The organism is Streptomyces sp. NBC_01233 (assembly GCF_035989305.1).
GTDB lineage: Bacteria > Actinomycetota > Actinomycetes > Streptomycetales > Streptomycetaceae > Streptomyces.
The window spans coordinates 9,444,940-9,461,403 of record NZ_CP108514.1 but is presented as its reverse complement, the minus strand read 5'-3'; the positions used below and the strand labels follow the sequence as shown (position 1 = coordinate 9,461,403).

Annotated in this window: 9 protein-coding genes; all 9 read right to left on the bottom strand. The window is 70.2% G+C overall.

The features are described 5' to 3' along the window. Nucleotide 1: 1 nt before the first annotated feature. Complete coding sequence (locus tag OG332_RS43705) at nt 2–268, bottom strand: phosphopantetheine-binding protein (protein ID WP_327418650.1); 267 nt, start codon at nt 266–268, stop codon at nt 2–4. Further along, entirely contained in the window at nt 262–1,029 is a 768-nt protein-coding gene (locus OG332_RS43700) for an SDR family NAD(P)-dependent oxidoreductase (protein ID WP_327418649.1), read from the bottom strand. Before OG332_RS43700 ends, OG332_RS43705 begins: the two co-directional genes overlap by 7 nt. Next, the gene (locus OG332_RS43695) at nt 1,026–2,369 is read right to left on the bottom strand and encodes a class I adenylate-forming enzyme family protein (RefSeq protein WP_327418648.1); all 1,344 of its coding nucleotides are present in this window, start codon (nt 2,367–2,369) and stop codon (nt 1,026–1,028) included. Before OG332_RS43695 ends, OG332_RS43700 begins: the two co-directional genes overlap by 4 nt. Nucleotides 2,370–2,478: 109 nt before the next feature. Then, the gene (locus OG332_RS43690) at nt 2,479–3,795 is read right to left on the bottom strand and encodes an MFS transporter (RefSeq protein ID WP_327418647.1); all 1,317 of its coding nucleotides are present in this window, start codon (nt 3,793–3,795) and stop codon (nt 2,479–2,481) included. A gap of 57 nt (nt 3,796–3,852) precedes the next feature. Then, complete coding sequence (locus OG332_RS43685; RefSeq protein WP_327418646.1) at nt 3,853–5,433, bottom strand: GNAT family N-acetyltransferase; 1,581 nt, start codon at nt 5,431–5,433, stop codon at nt 3,853–3,855. Further along, the gene (locus tag OG332_RS43680) at nt 5,430–10,049 is read right to left on the bottom strand and encodes a condensation domain-containing protein (protein ID WP_442816307.1); all 4,620 of its coding nucleotides are present in this window, start codon (nt 10,047–10,049) and stop codon (nt 5,430–5,432) included. The genes OG332_RS43685 and OG332_RS43680 overlap by 4 nt, the downstream gene beginning before the upstream one ends. Then, nucleotides 9,932–14,350: an amino acid adenylation domain-containing protein gene (locus OG332_RS43675; RefSeq protein WP_327418644.1), complete on the bottom strand. Its 4,419-nt coding sequence runs from the start codon at nt 14,348–14,350 to the stop codon at nt 9,932–9,934. The genes OG332_RS43680 and OG332_RS43675 overlap by 118 nt, the downstream gene beginning before the upstream one ends. After that, nucleotides 14,347–15,192: a hypothetical protein gene (locus OG332_RS43670; protein WP_327418643.1), complete on the bottom strand. Its 846-nt coding sequence runs from the start codon at nt 15,190–15,192 to the stop codon at nt 14,347–14,349. The genes OG332_RS43675 and OG332_RS43670 overlap by 4 nt, the downstream gene beginning before the upstream one ends. Further along, nucleotides 15,192–16,439, bottom strand: coding sequence for a tryptophan 2,3-dioxygenase (locus OG332_RS43665; RefSeq protein ID WP_327418642.1), 1,248 nt, complete (start codon nt 16,437–16,439; stop codon nt 15,192–15,194). Before OG332_RS43665 ends, OG332_RS43670 begins: the two co-directional genes overlap by 1 nt. Nucleotides 16,440–16,464 lie beyond the last annotated feature (25 nt).

Here is a 16,464-nt window from a genome sequence, read left to right as displayed (position 1 = left end):
CTCACCCTCGTGCGGACTCTGCGCCGAGCGCAGCGTCGTAGGCGTCGACCAGGTCGCCGACCGTCCGCATCTCGACGATCGAGGTCTCGCCCTGGAAGGGGTCCACTCCGAGCTCCATCTCCATGCCGATGAGCAACTCGGCGAACATGAGCGAGGTGAGGCCGAGCCCGACCAGGTCGCTCGTCAGGGAAATCGTGGGTGTTTCCCCGTCCGCGCCCTGCAGCAGGCGAAGGATTTCCGCCTCGATCGACTCTTGTGCGTTCAGCATGTGAGACCTCCGTCAATGACCAGGGATTGCCCGGTAACGAATTCCGCCCGGGGAGAGCTGAGGTAGAGAACGGCGTCGGCGATGTCGTCCGCCGCGGCGAGCCTGCCGAGGGGGGTCCGGCGCTCGATGCGTGCGCGGTACGCGGCGGGCATCTCCGCGGTCATCGCGCTGTCGAAGTAGCCGGGCACCACCGAGTTGACGCGGATTCCGTTGCCGCCGAGTTCGCGCGCGAGGCTACGGGTGAACCCGTCGAGGCCCGCCTTGGCCGCCGCGTAGACCGAGACGCCCCGGTAGCCGCGGACGGCGTTGATGGACGAGATGTTGACGATGTTCCCGCCGCCCTGGCGGGTCATCAGCCGTGCACAGGACTGGGTGAGCATGATGGGGGCGACCAGGTTGGCGGTGATCTGCGCCTCGATCGCCTTCGGCGGCATGGTGAAGAGCAGTTCCTCGCGCACCAGGCCGGCGTTGTTGACGAGCAGGTCCAGCCTGCCGAACACACGGTGGACGTTCCGGACGAAGGTCCGCGCCGTCGTGGGCTCGCCCAGGTCGACGGCCTCCCAGTAGAAGGACTCCGGGTGGGCCGCGCTCGATTCGGCGATGAATTCGGAGGTGGAGCGGCTGAACGTGGCGACACGCCAGCCGTCGGCGAGCAGGCGTTCGACCAGGACGCGTCCCAGCCCTCGGCTGCCGCCGCTGACGACGGCCACGCGTCCTTCGCCGACGCCCTTCTCCACTGCTGTGCTGAGATTCTCTGTCATGCGGGAGTACGCACCTTCTTGAACCGGTCGGAGTGCTGGTCGGCGTCGGAGACTTCCACGACGAGCGGCACTTTGTACGCTTCCAGCCGCTGGCCGCAGTACGCGCGGACCTGGCGGGCGACTTCGCGTGCGTCCGCGGGGCTGACCAGTTTCACGGTGGCTTTCACCACCATTCCTGTCACGTGGCTGGGCCTGCCGGAGACCGTGGCCTCGGCGATGTTCGGGATTTCGAGCAGGACGCTCTCGACCTCGCTCGGGTAGACCTTCTCTCCGGCCACATTAATCAGTTCGGTGACGCGGCCGAGGATCCGTACGTAGTCGCCGTCGGTCTCCACGGCGTCCTGGGTGTTGAAGTAGCCGTCACCGTCGAACGGAGCGGACGCGTTGAGGTAGCCCAGCATGGCCGTGTCGGAGCGCACCCAGAGGATTCCGTCGACGATCCGGTAGTCGAACCCCGCGCCGCCGAGCTTGACCCAGAGACTCCCGTCGCCCTTCGACTTGGTCGCCATGATGCCGAGCTCCGAAAGGCCGTACGTCTGCTTGAACCGCACCGACGGCAGCGCCTGGTTGAGCAGCTCCAGCGTGCGCTGGGGCATGGGCTCGGTGCCGTAGGTGATCAGTTCCAGCGACGACAGGTCGTGCTGTTCGTGAGCGTGCGAGATGAGCAGCATGTTGAGGAACGTCGGCGTGGTGGGAAGGACCTCGACGCCGAAGGCGGCGATCGCCGAGCACACCGTGTCGGGCCTGCGGTCGGAGACCGTGACCAGGGTTCCGCCGTGGTTCAGGGTGTGCAGCAGGGTGTTGATCCCGCCGATGTGGTCGATGCTGAGGAAGCCCAGGGTGCGCCGGGCCCGCGACGGTTCGCCGTACTGCGCGAGCATCGTGCCCAGGTCGAGCACGATCGCCTTGCTGCGCCCGGTGGTTCCCGAGCTGAACAGCACCAGGCCCGGTGTCGCGGCGTCCCGCAGACGTCCGTGGAGTGCGTGCGTCGCCCGCAGGCCGGTCCGCTCGATGGCGCGTCCCGTCTCGCCGGCCACGGTGATGGCCACCTCCACCTCGGCGGTCCCGTGGTACTCGGCGCGCTTGGCACCCGAGGAGCGAGGCAGCGGGACGATGATCGTGCCCCGGTCGGCGAGTGCGACGAACGCGGCGCACACGTCGACATCACAGGCGCCTTCCAGGGCGACCACGTGGCCGGCGCCGACATCGTGCTCGTCGAGGTAGGCCTGCCAGTCCCGGACGCGTTCCGCCAGCGCCGCGTACGTGTACCGGACTCCGTCGACGACGAGGGCGTCACCGTCCCCGAAGGAACGGAATCGATCGATCAGTGAACTCGTCACGGTTTCCTCGTTGTGTTCGTCATCAACTGTTGCCTTCTTTCAAAAGGGCATGGGCCGCCGGGCCGCCGGGCCGAAGGGCACGATGCCGTCCGGCCCGGAGCCCCGGAGATCAGGCCGTCGCGGCAGCCAGTTCGCCGTCCGACTCGGCCTCGTCCGTGGTTGCGGCCTTCGCCGCGGGGCGGTCCTGGTCGTCCGGCAGGCTCCGGCGAAGCTTGAGGCCGGCCAGCGGGACGAGCAGGCTGCCGACCGCCAGCACCACGATCAGCGCCCTGCCGTGGTCGACCTCGAGGAGAGCGGTCGTGATCAGCGGGCCCAGGATCATGCCCCCGGAGATGACGAACGAGAACAGGGCGTTGGTGCGCCCGCGGACCTCGTCGGTGACCAGACCGTTGATGAGGGCGGCGACGATGGGGATCACGATGACCTCGGCGACCGAGAAGATCGCGACACCCGCGATGAGCGTCACCAGCGCGGCGGTCCCGGAGGTCAGGCCCGCGAAGAGGACGCACACCCAGCTTGCCGCCGAGAGGACGCCCGACGCCGAGATCAGCGTGCTCCTGCGCACGCCTTCCAGCCGCGGCATGAGCAGGAACTGGGCGAGGACGATCACCACGACGTTCGCGATGAAGGCCACCGAGATCCCGCCCGGCGTGACCGCGTCGTTGACCGTGACGTAGCCGGGCAGCGCGGACTGGAACTGGCTGAGGGAGACGGTCGCGCACAGCAGCATGCAGAACAGGGCCAGCGCGAGCGCGGGGATGCGCAGAACGGAGCGGTAGGAGGGCGCGGGAGCGTTGTCGTCCGCCTTGGCCTTGTGGTGCTGCTTCTCCGCGGTCTTCGGCAGGAGGACCAGGAAGGCCACCGCGGTGATGACGAAGGAGAGTCCGTCACCCAGGTAGAGCAGCTGGTAGCTGCGCAGGGTTCCCGAGGCCACGAGGCCGCCGACCAGGACTCCGAGTCCGACGAAGGCGTTGAAGAGCGTGAATTCGAGGCCGAAGGTCAGCGTGCGTTGCTCCTTCGGGACCACCGTGGCGAACATCGTCTTGGTGACCGTGCCCACGCCGCCCATGCCGAGGCCGTACAGGGCCGAGACGGCCAGCGCGATCCACGGCCGGTCGGCGAGGGCGTAGAGGCCGGTTCCGACACCGGCGATGATCATGACGACCGGCATCACGAGCCGGTAGCTGAGCTTGTCCAGCAGGTGACCCCAGACCAGCCCGGAGCCGAACGAGCAGAGGCCGGTGACGGCGATCGCGGCGGGGCCGATCCTGATGTCCAGGCCGCGGATGTCTCCGAAGTACACCAGCAGGAAGGGCATGACCAGCCCCGCGCCGAAGGAGTTCACCGCGTTGGCGACCAGCAGCGCCTGAGCGCGGCGTGGCAGCAACCCGATCACGCGGAGCGGATTTTGCTTGGTTGAAGACATGGGGCGCATCTTTCGATTCGACGGGAACTGCCGGTGCCCGGGCGCCGGCAGAGTGGTTCAGGACCGGGCGGTGGCGGTGGCGGTGGTGAGCCGCCAGATCGTCCTGCCGTCCTTGCGGTCGAAGCCGAATCTGGGGAGGGCCTCCGCGAGTTCGACCTGCCCCTTCTCCTCGACGATGGCGGTCACCGTGATCCGTTCGCGGTCCGCCCACCGGACCGCCGAGGCCAGCAGCGCCTCCGGCACGCCGTCGCCTGCGCAGTCGGCGAGCGCCTGGGCGTCCACCAGGTTCACGGCGCCGTCCTGGACCGAGTCCGACGCGAGCCAACCGACGGGGCGCCCGTCCTTACGGCAGGCGAGCAGCAGGCCGTCGCCCTCTCCGAGGACGATCTGCCGAACCGTCTCCGGCTCCAGCCTGAGCTTCACCCCGCCGGGCAGGACCACCTGGGCGAAGGTCGCCACCGCGAGGGCGACGAGCTCCTCGACGGCCGCGGCGTCGCTCCGGTCCACATGTTCGACCGTCAGGTGCGCGGGAGCTTCGGCGGCCGGGGCGTCGGGCGTCCGCTTGCTCACGCCGTGCAGGCCGATCACCTCGAAGCCGTGCTTGCGCACCCAGGCGCCGGAGATCTCGTCCTCGTCGGCGGTGGCGGCGACCAGGCCGGTCTTGCCCTCGCCGCGGGCGAAGACCCGGGCCTCGGAGAGCAGGCGCGAGGCAAGCCCGCGGCGTGCGGCCTCCGGGCGCACCACGATGTCCAGGAAGTGGTTGTCCTGGTCGTCGACGCCCTTCAGGGCGCCGCACTGGACGAACGCCTGCGTGTGGCCGTCCTCGCGGATCACCCGGATCATCGGGTCGCTCCCCGGCGCGAAGGCCAGCTCGTGGCGCCGCCCGCTCGCCAGGCGTCCCTCGATCACCCCGGCGATCGCGGCGCGGCCCTCGTCGTCGAGGTCGAGGGGCTCGGAGACCGGTGCGAGCTCCGCGGCGGTGAGGACGAACCGCTGGTAGTCCCCGTCAAGGCCGACGTGCGTGAAGCCCGTCCGGGTCAGCACGCCCTGGGAGGGGGTGTTCTCGTCCGTCGTGCGGGCCACGACCTGCTCGACCCCCGCCTGGGAGAAGGCCCAGCGGGCGAGCCCGGTCAGCGCCTCGGTGGCGTAGCCCGCGCTGCGGCAGGACGGGGCGAGGCCGAATCCGACCTCGACGACACCCTCGTTCGGGGGCTGGTGGAAGCCCATCTCGCCGATGACCAGGCCGTCCGTGTCGCGGACGAGCTGGTACATGCCGAACCCGTACCGCATCTGGTCGGCGGTGCGGCGCCCGAAGCCCCCGGCGGCGTACTTGCTGCCGGGCAGCGGGTAGTCGGCGACCCACTCGTCGGAGGTGGCGTTCTCGTCGACCAGCACGGCCACCTGCGCGGGCGTCAGCTCCCGGAGGGTCAGGCGTTCGGTCGTGATCGCGTTGGTCTGCGGTTCGAGGAGCTCACGCACCGACAGGGGCGTCAGGTCCGTCCATTCCCCCTCTATGTGGCCGAGGCATTCCTCCTTGCCGCCCCGGAACCCGGTCGGCTTCCAGCCGTCGGGCAGCTCGCGGTCGGCCGGCCAGGTCGAGTACTGGCCCTCGTCGTTGGTGACGACGTCATAGATCACTGTGCTGCTCCAAACGCATTCGGGTGGTCGAGGTGAGTGGCGAAGTCCCAGAGCCGCGACTTCGGGAAGAAACCTGTTTCGATGCCGTGGCCCAGAAGGGTGCGCAGCAGGGCCGTGTCCGGCCTGGGGCAGCGCAGCTCGCCGAGGGCCTCGGTCGTGGCCTGCGCGTCGTACTGGACCAGGGTCGGAACAGGCTTGAGGAACTGGGCCAGGAACGCGAACGCTTCGGCATCGGTCGCGTCGGCTCCCGGCCGTCCCAGCCACTCCCCCACCGCCTCCGGGGCAGCGGGCATCACCGCGTAGCCGAGGTCGCGCAGGATCAGCACGAGGTCGGCGGAGGGGAGACTGACCGGGTTGGAGACGTGGAAGGTACGGCCCGAATGGGCCGGGTTCCGCGACAGCTCCAGGATCGCGTCGGCGGCGAAGTCGACTGGAGTCAGGTCCATGCCCCACCCCGGCGCCGAGGGGACGACGCCGCAGCTGAGGATCACCCGCAGGATCTGGTACATCATGTTCGCGCTCGGATCGGGAAGGAAGGTTCCGGTCCGGGTGTTGCCGACCAGCGTGCCCACGCGGTGCACCGTCGCGTCCAGCCCGTCGGCGATCGCCTTCCTGACGACCAGTTCGGCCTCGTACTTCGACCGGGCGTAGGGGCTGTCGAAGCTCTCGCCCCGGTCGAAGTCGTCCTCCCGCAGGGTGACCAAGGGCCCGTCCCCGGCCGCGGGGCCGACGGCGGACAGCGTGGACATGTGGGCCATGCGCCAGCCGCGGGCCAGGGCAAGATCGGCGAGCATGGCGGTCGGGGCGATGTTGTTCGCGCTGTAGTGGTCATCGCGACCGTAGTGGCGCACCTCGGCGGCCGCGTGGATGACCTCCCGAACCCCTTCGGTGGAAGCCGCCAGCTCCTCGGGGCTGATCGTGCTGAGGTCGCCCTCGATGATCCGCACTCGGCCCGGCAGTTCGCAAAGAACGTCCGGCACGTAGTACTCGACCACCTGCGCGAGCCGGTCCATCGCCGGGACCTCCCCGCTCCGCCGCACCACGCACGCCACGCGACGGCCGGGTTCGCGCAGCAGCGCGGCCAGCACGTGCGCGCCGAGGAAGCCGGTCGCACCGGTGAGGAGGACCTCACCACCATCGGCCGGCGTCGCCGCGGTGTGCCGGACCGGTCGCGCCACGGGGACCGTCTCGCTGCGCCCGGTCGTCTCCGGGACGGAGGGCGCGGGCGCCTCCGCGTCCAGTTCCGCCAGACGGGCGGCGAACTGCTCCACGGTCGGGTACGCGAAGAAGTCCTGGATGGTGGTTTCGGGGTAACGCTCCTGGATCTCGACCAGGCAGGCCAACACCTGCAGGGAATGGCCGCCGATCTCGAAGAAGTCGTCCTCGGGGTCCTTGACCTCGGCGTTCAGGGTCTCGGACCACAGGTCCGCGACATAGCGTTCGAGGTCGCTGAACGGCCGGTCGCCGCCTCTCGTCATGCTCACACCTTCCGTCGTGCCGGCCTTCGCCGCGGACGTCTGGGACTCGGGCAGGGACGGCCGGACGCCGGGGTCGGCCACCACGGATTCCAGGAGCCGCGTGTAGTCGGCGCCCCACTGCCGGATCGTGGCCTCGTCGAAGAGCGCCGGATCGTATTCCAGGTCCAGGTGCAGACCGCCGTCCGCAGCCGGGGTGACGTACAGGGTCAGGTCGAACTTCGCGCCGATGCCGGGCAGTTCGACCGAGCGGCTGGGCATGCCGTCGAAGGCGGGCAGGGGGAAGTCCACCGGCATCGCGAACATCACGGAGAACAGCGGGGTGCGGCCGGGGTCCCGCTTCGGATTCAGCTCGGCGACCAGTCTGTCGAACGGGAACGCCGAGTGCCGGATCCCTTCGAGTACCACCGCGCTCACGCTCCTCGCCAAGGAGGCGAACGAGTCGTCGTGGCCGAGCACCACCCTGAGCACCAGGGTGTTCAGCATCAGTCCGAAGGCCCGCTGCGACGCCTCCGTGGACCGGCTGGTGACCGGAGTCGCGATCGCCATGTCGTCCGCGCCGCTGTGGTGGCGCAGCAAGACCGCGTAGGCGGCCAGCATGGTGCTGAAGGGTGTGGCGTTCAGCTCGGCGGACAGGGCGCGGATCCGTGACGCCAGCTCGGGGTCCAGGTCGCAGCCCCACATCGCGCCGGCGCCCGCCCGCACGTCGGGTCGGGGACGGTCGGTGGGAAGGGGCACCAGGTCCGGCGCACCTTCGAGCTGTTCCCGCCAGTAGGCGCTGCTCTGCGTCGTGTCGTTCTGCTCGGCCCGCTCCAGTTCGGCGAGGACGTCGTGGAACTGGTGCGGGGTGGCCCGGGCCGCCGTGTCGTCCCCTGCCCGTCGGCGGTGGTAGTCCTCCGCGAGGTCCTCGACCATGACGCCCATGGACGTCGCGTCGGTCACCGCGTGGTGCACCGTGATCACCATCAGGCTGCGCGCCGGGCCGAGGACCAGCGTCGCGCGTACGGGCGGCTCGGCGAAGCAGCGCAGGGGAGGTTCGCCCAGCTCGCGCACCCATTCCCGGACGTCGTCGTCCCCGGTGAGCGGACGGAGCGTTCCCGGCTCCGATCCGAGCGCCGTGTCGAGGACGGAGAGCTCCACGCCCGGCTCGCCGAGGATCTCGGTCTCGAACCGTCCGCCCCTCTGGTGGAAGACGGTGCGCAGACCGGAGTGACGGCGCTGGGCGTCGGTGAACGCGTCGCGCATCGCGGCCGGGTCCACCCGGCCGGCGATGTCCACCGCGAGCGTTACGTTGTGCTGGTTGGAATCGTCCTGCATCAGGTCCACGAACAGCATCCGCTGCTGGGCCAGGGACGGCGGGTACGAGGTCACCACCGTCGAGGAGGCGGCCGGAGCCGGCGGCGTGGAGGAGGGCTCCCCCACGGGGTCGGGCAGCAATACGAGCATGCCCGCGAAGGTCCCGGCGTCCAGCAGATCTCCCAGGCCGGGTGCGGTGCCCAGTTCCGCTTCGAGCCGCTGCCGGAGCCGCAGCAGGGCCAGCGAGTCCCCGCCGGCCTCGACGAACGAGGGGCACGCGTCGGGGGTGACGGCCAGCAGGTCGGTCCAGATGCCTTCGAGCACGTCACGCGCCACGGGCCGGGTGGAGGCCGGCGCGACGGCCGGAGCCGGGCTCGTGCCGGTGTTCGACTTCGGTGCCGGTCGCTCCGAGTGGACCCGCCGGTCGAATCCGTAACCCGGCAGGTGGATCCTGCGCCCGGGCACTCCGCCGGTGAGGTCCGCGGGGACGCCCATGCACCAGGCCTGCGCCGCGGCTCCCGCCACGGCGACGGCGGCGTCGCGGTCGCGGTCGAGCGTCGGCACCAGGGCGGGCGGGTCGGCCAGCTGCCCGGCGAGCTGGAGGAGCGTGGGGTGCGGTCCGATCTCCACCAGGACGGTCGGCGTTCCCGCGGTGCACACCTGGGAGAGGGCATTCCAGAACTCCACCGGCTGGAGCAGGTGCTCCCGCCAGTGCGCGGCGCCGGGCGCCGCGTCCATCGGGCCCGCGGCGCAGCTGAACCACGCTGAGGAGGTGGGCGCTGACCAGGCGATGGCGTCCGCCGCCCGGTGGAAGTCGTCCGCCATCGGGTCGAGGAGCGGGGAGTGGAACGCGTGCGAGACCGGCAGCCGGCGCGTCCGCACGCCCTCGCCGCCGAGCACGTCCTCGATCCGCTCCAGGGACCGCCGGTCGCCGCTCAGCACCAGGTCCCGGGGGCTGTTGACCGCGGCGATCGCCACCAGGGGTTCGTCAGCGGCCAGCCGGGCCACCCGGCCGGTGTCCCAGGCGGAACCGGGGCGGCACCGGACCGACAGCATGGTGCCGGGCTCCGTCTTCTCGACCATCAGCCTGCCGCGCTCGGCGACCAGCATGAGCGCGTCCTCCTCGGACACCGCTCCCGCGACGGCCGCGGCGGCGAACTCGCCCACGCTGTGCCCCAGGACCGCATCGGGACGGATGCCGTACCGTGCGAGCACGCGCACCAGACCGAACTGGACGGCGAGCAGCGCGGGGGCCGCGACGTCCGTGCGGCCGAGCTGGTCCGCCCTGCCCGCGTCGAACAGGCAGTCCAGGAGCGGATACGGCATCACACCGTCCAGCAGCGCGTGAGCCCGTTCGATCCACTCCCGGAACTCGGGGTAGGCGGCGTATGCGCCCGCCGCCATGCCGGTGTACTGGCTTCCCTGACCGGTGAAGGCGAAGACCGTACGGCACTCGCCTTCGGCGGCCACGCCCGTCCGGACGCCGGCCGAGGGGCCCTTCGGGTGCCGGAGCAGGGCCGCAGCGGATTCCGTGTCATCGGCGACGACGGCGAGGCGGTGCTCGAACCTCTCCCGGCCGTGGACGAGCGTGTGCGCCGCGTCGCCCAGGCCGGTGCTCCACCGGTCTTCCAGAAAGTCCGCGAGACCGGTCGAGGTGTGCGCCAAGGCTGCCCCGCCCCGCGCGGAGAGAGGAAGGACGAAGGGCGGTTCAACCCTGTTCTGTACAGTCACTGATGGGTCCCCCCAGTCGGCTCGATGAATTCCTCCACGAGCACGCAGGCATTGGTACCGCCGATTCCGAACGAACTCACTCCGGCGAGCCGCGGTGCGTCCCCGGCCGGCCATTCCTCGTTCGCGGTCAGCAGGCGAAGGCTGCCGTTCTGGGTGAGTTCCTCGATCGGCCGGCCGGAGTTGACCGTGCCCGGAAGGACCTTCTCCCCCAGCGCGTAGACCGCGGTGAGCAGGCCGGCGATACCGGCTGCCGTGTTGCAGTGGCCGATCGCGGACTTCACCGAGCTGACGGGCAGTGGAGCGGCCCGCTCCCCGGCGACCTCGCCCAGCGCCGTCGCCTCCACCGCGTCTCCCAGCCGGGTGCCCGTGCCGTGGGTCTCGACGAATCCGAGGTGGCCGGCGTCGCGGCCCGCGAACCGCAGTGCGTTCCGGAACACGCCCACCTGGCCGTCCGCTCCGGGCGCGGTGTAACCGGCCTTCCGGTTGCCGTCGTTGTTGATCGCCGAGCCGACGATCGTGGCGTGGATCGGATCCCCGTCGCGGAGCGCGTCGGAGAGCCTCTTGAGCAGGACGACGCCGGCGCCGTCCCCGCCCACCGTTCCGGTGGCCCGGACGTCGAAGGGCCGGCACACACCGTCGGTGGCGTAGATCATGCCGGGCTCGTAGACGTATCCGCCGTCCGCCGGGTCGGCGATCGACACCCCGCCTGCGAAGGCGTAGTCGCTGGCGCCGGACCGCAGGCTCGCGCAGGCCAGGTGAACCGCCACCAGGGAGGTCGAGCAGGCCGTGTCGACCATGACGCTCTCGCCCTGGAAATCGTGGCGGTAGGAGTACCGGGTGGCGGCGAAGGAGGGCCTGGAGGAGAAGGCCTGGGAGAGCCCTTCCGCGAGGGAGTCCTCGCCGACCGGTTCCTGTGCCTCGGTCTCCGCACAGCCGGCGTAGATGCTGGTGCGTCCCCGCAGCTGGTCCAGCGTGACCGCGGCGTTCTCCATGGCCGCCCACAGACATTCGTGGAGCAGCGCGTGCTGCGGGTCGGTCGCCCGCGCCTCGACCGGAGACAGCCGGAAGAGCTCGGCGTCGAACGCGCGTGCCGTGTCGAGCAGGCCCCAGCGATCGATGCGCAGCCGGCCGTCGCCGAGCGCGACCGCCGGGGTGCCCGCGCCCGCGACGCAGTCGCGGGCGTCCCGCAGGTTGTCCCAGAAGGCGTACACGTCGGGCGCGAGGGCGAAGCGTCCGGCGACGCCGATGATGGCGATCGGCTCATCGGCGGCGGCCACTGCGGCCGGGGCGGCCTGGGGAAGCCCGTCCGGGCTCCCCAGCCGTGCCGCCTGGGCCCGGACGGAGGTGAACCTGAGCAGTTCGGCGACGCTCAGCTCCAGACCGGCGTGCCTCTTCAGCATGGCCTGGAGGCGCACCAGCAGAAGCGAATGGCCTCCGGCCTCGAAGAAGTTCACGTCGTCGTCCGGCGGGACCTCGCCGAGCACCTCGCACCACGCGGCCCGCACCGCGTCGAGGCCTCGCTGTGCGACCACCGTGCGGACGCCGGCCGGGCGTGCCCCGGACCGGCGGTGCGGAGCGGGCAGCCGGCGCCAGTCGACCTTTCCGTTGGCGTTGAGCGGGAGTTCGTCCAGTTCCGCCCAGGCGGTCGGCACGGCGAAGTCCGGGAGGACCGAGCCCATCCGGGATCGCACGTCCTGCCAGGTGCCGCCCGGCTGCATCACCAGGTAGGCCGCGATCTCCTTCTCGTCGCGCGGATTGCGCCAGGTCGTGACGTGGCAGGCGCGGACCGCGGGATCGGCGAGCAGAGCCGACCGGATCTCTCCGAGCTCGATGCGCTGACTGCGGATCTTCACCTGCTCGTCCATGCGCCCGACGAACTCGATCTCACCGCCGGGCAAGAGGCGGACCCGGTCGCCCGTTCGGTAGAGGCGGCGGCCCGGCAGGCCGCTGAACGGATCCGGCACGAAGGCCTCGGCCGTACGGCGCGGGTCGCCGAGGTAACCCCGGGCCAGGCCGACGCCGCCGAGCAGCAACTCGCCGGGGCATCCCACGGGAGCGAGGTCGAAGGTCCCCTCGTGGACGACGTACGCCTCCGTTCCCGGGACGCAGTGGCCGATCGAGAGCGTGCGGCTCCCGTCCTCCACCGCGTCGACCTTGGTGAACATCGACGTGAAGGAGTTCTCGGTCGGGCCGTAGCCGTGCAGCAGCACGCCGGGACCGCACCACTTCACGGCGCGCGCCACCTGCGGGATCGCGGCCGTGTCACCGCCGAAGACCATCACCCGGAGGTGTTGGAAGAGATCGGGAGCCTCGGTGACGAGGTTGTGGAACAGCGGGGTGGTGACCATGAGCATGGTGACGCCGTGTTCCGCGACGGCGTCGCGCAGCTCGGCGGGTGAGAGCGCCAGCTCCCGGTCGAGGATCACCAGGCGTGCGCCGTGGGTCAGCGCACCCCAGATCTCGTAGGTCGCGCCGTCGAAGTTCAACGGGGACAAGTGGGCGATCCTGTCCTCCGGTTCGAGCCGGACGTAGCCGTCGCCCCGCATCAGCCGGGAGACGCCCAGGTGCGAGAGCATCACGCCCTTGGGCCGTCCGGTCGATCCGGAGGTGTAGAGCACGTTGAGGAGCATGTCGGGGTGGAGCCCGACGGCGGGCGGGACGGCCGGGAGGCCGGAGGCTGCGGCTCTCACGTCGGTGACGGCGTGCGCCGGGTGGCCGAGACGCGAGACGCGCTCCACGCCGTCGGGTGAGGTGAGGACCCGGCGGACGCCGGAGTCCCGGAGGATCGACTCGAGTTTCTCGTCGGGATACCCGGGCTCCAGCGGAAGGTACGCCTTGCCCGCCAGGGCGATGCCGAGGAACGCGACGACGGCGTCGATGCCTTCGGAGAGCAGGACCGCCACGAGTTCCTCGGGCTCCTGCCCTGAGCAGGAGGCGCGGTGATCGTCTTGAAGGAGCCATCGGGCGACCTGAGCGGACGCTACGACCAGCTCACCGTAGGTGAGCGACTCCGTGCCGTGGATCACCGCGATGCGGTCCGGATCGGACTTCGCGGCGTCGAGGACCATCTGCGGCGGCGTCCTGGTCGGGTGGGGGACCCGGGCCCCGGCGTCGCCCGCGGGTGCGGCAGCGGCGTCGGATTCCAGCAGGAGGTCGCCCATGCACGTCGAGGGACGCGCCGCAGCGGCGAGGAGGAGGCCGAGGAGCTGGTCGAGCATCGCCCGGGCGGTCGACCGCCGGTAGATGGCGGCGTCGTAGTCCAGCTTCAGCGTGAGGCCGCCGTTGTCTTCGACCACCATCAGCGCGACGTCGTGTTTCACCGCGCCGAGTCGCACGTCGACCCGTGTGACGGTGGTACCGGAACACAGGCGTCTGACGTCGGGCTTGGTGCGGTGCGTGAAAGTGGCCCGGAACGTGGGGTACCGCTGTCCCCTCGCCGCAAGCTCCGCACGGAGGGTGCCGGTGTCCACGCCCGAATGCTCGAAGGACTCGATCACCTGGCCGCGGACGGCGGTCAGATGGTCGATCCACGGTGTCTCCGGGGCGAAGGACGATCTCACCGGGAGTACGCGCGCAACGAGGCCGACGCTGTCGTCACCGCCCGAACCGAACCGCCCGCTGAACGGGATGCCCAGGAGACCTTCGGCCTGGCCGCTCCACTGGTGGAGGACCGCGGTCCACGCCGCGAGGACCCCGATCGCCGGGGAGACCAGGGCGGACTCGAAGTGCGCCCGGAGGGCCGCCACCGGCTCGCCGGTGATCGAGGCCTCCTCGCATGCCGCGGACGACGGCCGCACGCCCCGGACCAGGTCGGGCAGGGGCTCCAGCGTCTCGGACGACTCGTGGAGGAGCCCCAGCCAGTAGGCGAGGTCCTCCGCCGGCTCCCCGCTCGGCTCCTCGGCGTCCTGCCGGCTCTCCTCGGCCTCGGCCGACCTCGGCTCGATCGACTGCTCGTAGAACGAGCAGAGGTCGGCCACGAGGACATCGACCGAAGCGGCGTCGAGAACGATGTGGTGGCCCGTCATGACCAGCACGGCTCCACCGGGCTCCAGCAGGAGATCGGATCGCAGAAGGCCCGGCGTGGTCATGTCGAGGGGCCGGAGTCCGACCTGCTCGGCCCAGGCCGTCCTGCGCGCGTCGTCGAGGTCCTCGCCGGATCGGACGATCCTGAGGGACGGCTCGACGCGCGCGGCGACGATCTGCTTCACCGCGCCGTCGTCGTCCGTCCGGAACGACGAACGCAGTGCCGGATGACGCTCGTACAGTCGCACGAGGGCCGTCCGTACGGCCGTTTCGTCGACCCGGCCCTGGAACGTCAGGCAGACGGGAACGTTGTAGCGGGAGGATTCCGGTTCCTGGCTCGCGGCCAGCCAGAGGTCGAGCTGCTCGGCTCCGGCGGTGACGACGTCGCTCATATCTGCGTGGTCCGGTCCGGGGTCGCCTGCCGGTAGGCGTCGTCGACGCTCTTCCACAGGAGCGGGAAGACGGACCGCTCGGACAGCCGCTCCAGCTCGTTCACGGGTTCACCGCGCAGGCTGGTCGGGCCGTCTGCGGCCGCGGGGGTCGACTCGGCGCGCGCCGCCGGGTGACCGCCCAGGTGCTGACGGACCAGACGCAGGTGAAGCTGGTTCCACTCCATGAGCTTGCAGTCGAGCGCGTGGAGTCCGGTCTGCACCGACGAAAGCCCGCTCAGCCACGCGGCCGACGCCTCGCCGCCCTCTCGGGCGAACTCCTCGATCAGGTCCTTGGACGTCACGTCGTTCCGCTTCATGGCGGCTTCGAACGACTTCCACACCGCCCGGCAGACCCGGCGCAGGTTGCGTCCGCCCGGGGAGTCCAGACCGCTGGTGTTCGCCGGAAGGTGGTCGCGCATGCGCAGGAAGCTGGCCTGGGGCAGGTGGTCCATCAGAATCCGGACGCACTGGACGGGCAGTTCCGCCAGTCCGTTCGTCCGGGCGACGAGCCGGGCGGCCAGCCCGAAGTCGTCGTTGTCCAGAGCCCCGGCCACGCGCCCCAGTTCGTGGTGCATCGAGCACCACACGTACTCGTTGACCAGGTGGACGATCTGGAACATCCGGTGATCGGAGTTGATCAGTTCGGCCTCGGGGACCAGCGCGGCCATCGCGAGGGTGATCCGGGTGTCCATCTCGTAGTTGCTGCCGCGGTCGTACTCGAAGCGCAGGAGCGGGTTGGGCTCGCTGGGGTTGAGAACCGCCTTGGCCTCGCCGGGCCGGCCTTCTTCGATGCGTCGTGCCATTAGTTCGTAGTCTCCTCAGCTCGGCGGAACAGCCTGTTGTCGATGACGGATCTCAAATACGGGGTGCCCTCGGTGTAGCCCGTGCCGCTGACCGAACCGATCATGCGGACGGCCAGCCGGTAGTGGGTTCGCTTCCAGCGCTGGTGGACGGCTTCGATCTGCGCCATCGCCCGGGCCAGGCGGGCTTCGACCTCCGCGTCGTGAGCACCGCTCGCGATCAGGGCGTCGGCGGCCCCGCGCACGGTGGTCATGCTCTGCAGCACGCGGCCGCGCACCTCGGGAACGGACTGGAAGGCCGGCGACTCGACGCGTGCCGGCGGGGGCGTGCCGCACAGGGCTTCGAACGTCTTGTAGTTGACCGACTGGATGGCGCTGGCGCCCTCGGTGAACTTCCTGAAGAACTCGAACGACTCGCGCTGCATCGTGGCGAGCAGGGAGAAGAGCGGTAGCCCGTGACTCAGCACCCGGGCGATCGAGGAAAGCAGGACAAGAGCCTCTTCCACGTCCCGGGCCTCGAGCCTGTGAATGGCCTCGGACGCCAATCGGGCCAGGTGCTCGAATATCGACTCGAACGACTGGAGCACTCGGATGAAGAGGTATTCATCGTGAATGATGTAGACCGGCAGAAGGGTCTGCTCCAGCCTGGGAGCCATCCCGGGCGATGCTCCTTCGAGTACGTCGACGAGCTGATCGTATCGCTCCTGCAAGGAGGACACCTTCGGCGTGATGGGTTTGGCGCTCAGCCTGTCCATTTCGGTTGCGACACGGAGTCCGTGCCGCAGCCTTTTTTCCACTGCTTCCCGGGACGGCCGCATGCACGGCAACTGGGAGCGATATCCGAGCGCCGCCCCGCATTCGAATGCGAGAGCATCGTAGAGCAGGAACGCTATGCGGGTGGCGACCTCTTCCTCGAAATCCGGAAGCGGCTCGGCGTTCTGCGGCCGCAGCAGGTCAAGAGCCGTGTAGGTCGTGTAGTCGTAGGTCCCGTCGTGCTTGTCCAGCACCACGGAAAGGAATCGCCGCAGGTGTTCGCGACTTGCGTCATCGCCGACGATCTCGGATTGGCTGGCGCGAACCCGGACGAGCTCCTCGACGACGGGCGTCGCGAGAAAGTGTTTGCCGACGGATCTGATGTAGCGCACGACCCTGGAAGAGGGAAATTCGTCGGCCACCGGCGACTGCCGCCAAGAATCAAGCTCCATCAGCAAGAGTCCGGGGAGGCCGAGTTCTCCTTCGTCGAAATGCATAAAGAATCCCCCGTGCATGGTCTTG

Coding starts and splice junctions, on each gene's coding strand:
- OG332_RS43690 (WP_327418647.1), bottom strand. CDS start 3,795: ATGTCTTCAACCAAGCAAAATCCGCTCCGCGTGATCGGGTTGCTGCCA.
- OG332_RS43665 (WP_327418642.1), bottom strand. CDS start 16,439: ATGCATTTCGACGAAGGAGAACTCGGCCTCCCCGGACTCTTGCTGATG.
- OG332_RS43670 (WP_327418643.1), bottom strand. CDS start 15,192: ATGGCACGACGCATCGAAGAAGGCCGGCCCGGCGAGGCCAAGGCGGTT.
- OG332_RS43700 (WP_327418649.1), bottom strand. CDS start 1,029: ATGACAGAGAATCTCAGCACAGCAGTGGAGAAGGGCGTCGGCGAAGGA.
- OG332_RS43675 (WP_327418644.1), bottom strand. CDS start 14,350: ATGAGCGACGTCGTCACCGCCGGAGCCGAGCAGCTCGACCTCTGGCTG.
- OG332_RS43705 (WP_327418650.1), bottom strand. CDS start 268: ATGCTGAACGCACAAGAGTCGATCGAGGCGGAAATCCTTCGCCTGCTG.
- OG332_RS43680 (WP_442816307.1), bottom strand. CDS start 10,049: ATGGCCGGCCGGGGACGCACCGCGGCTCGCCGGAGTGAGTTCGTTCGG.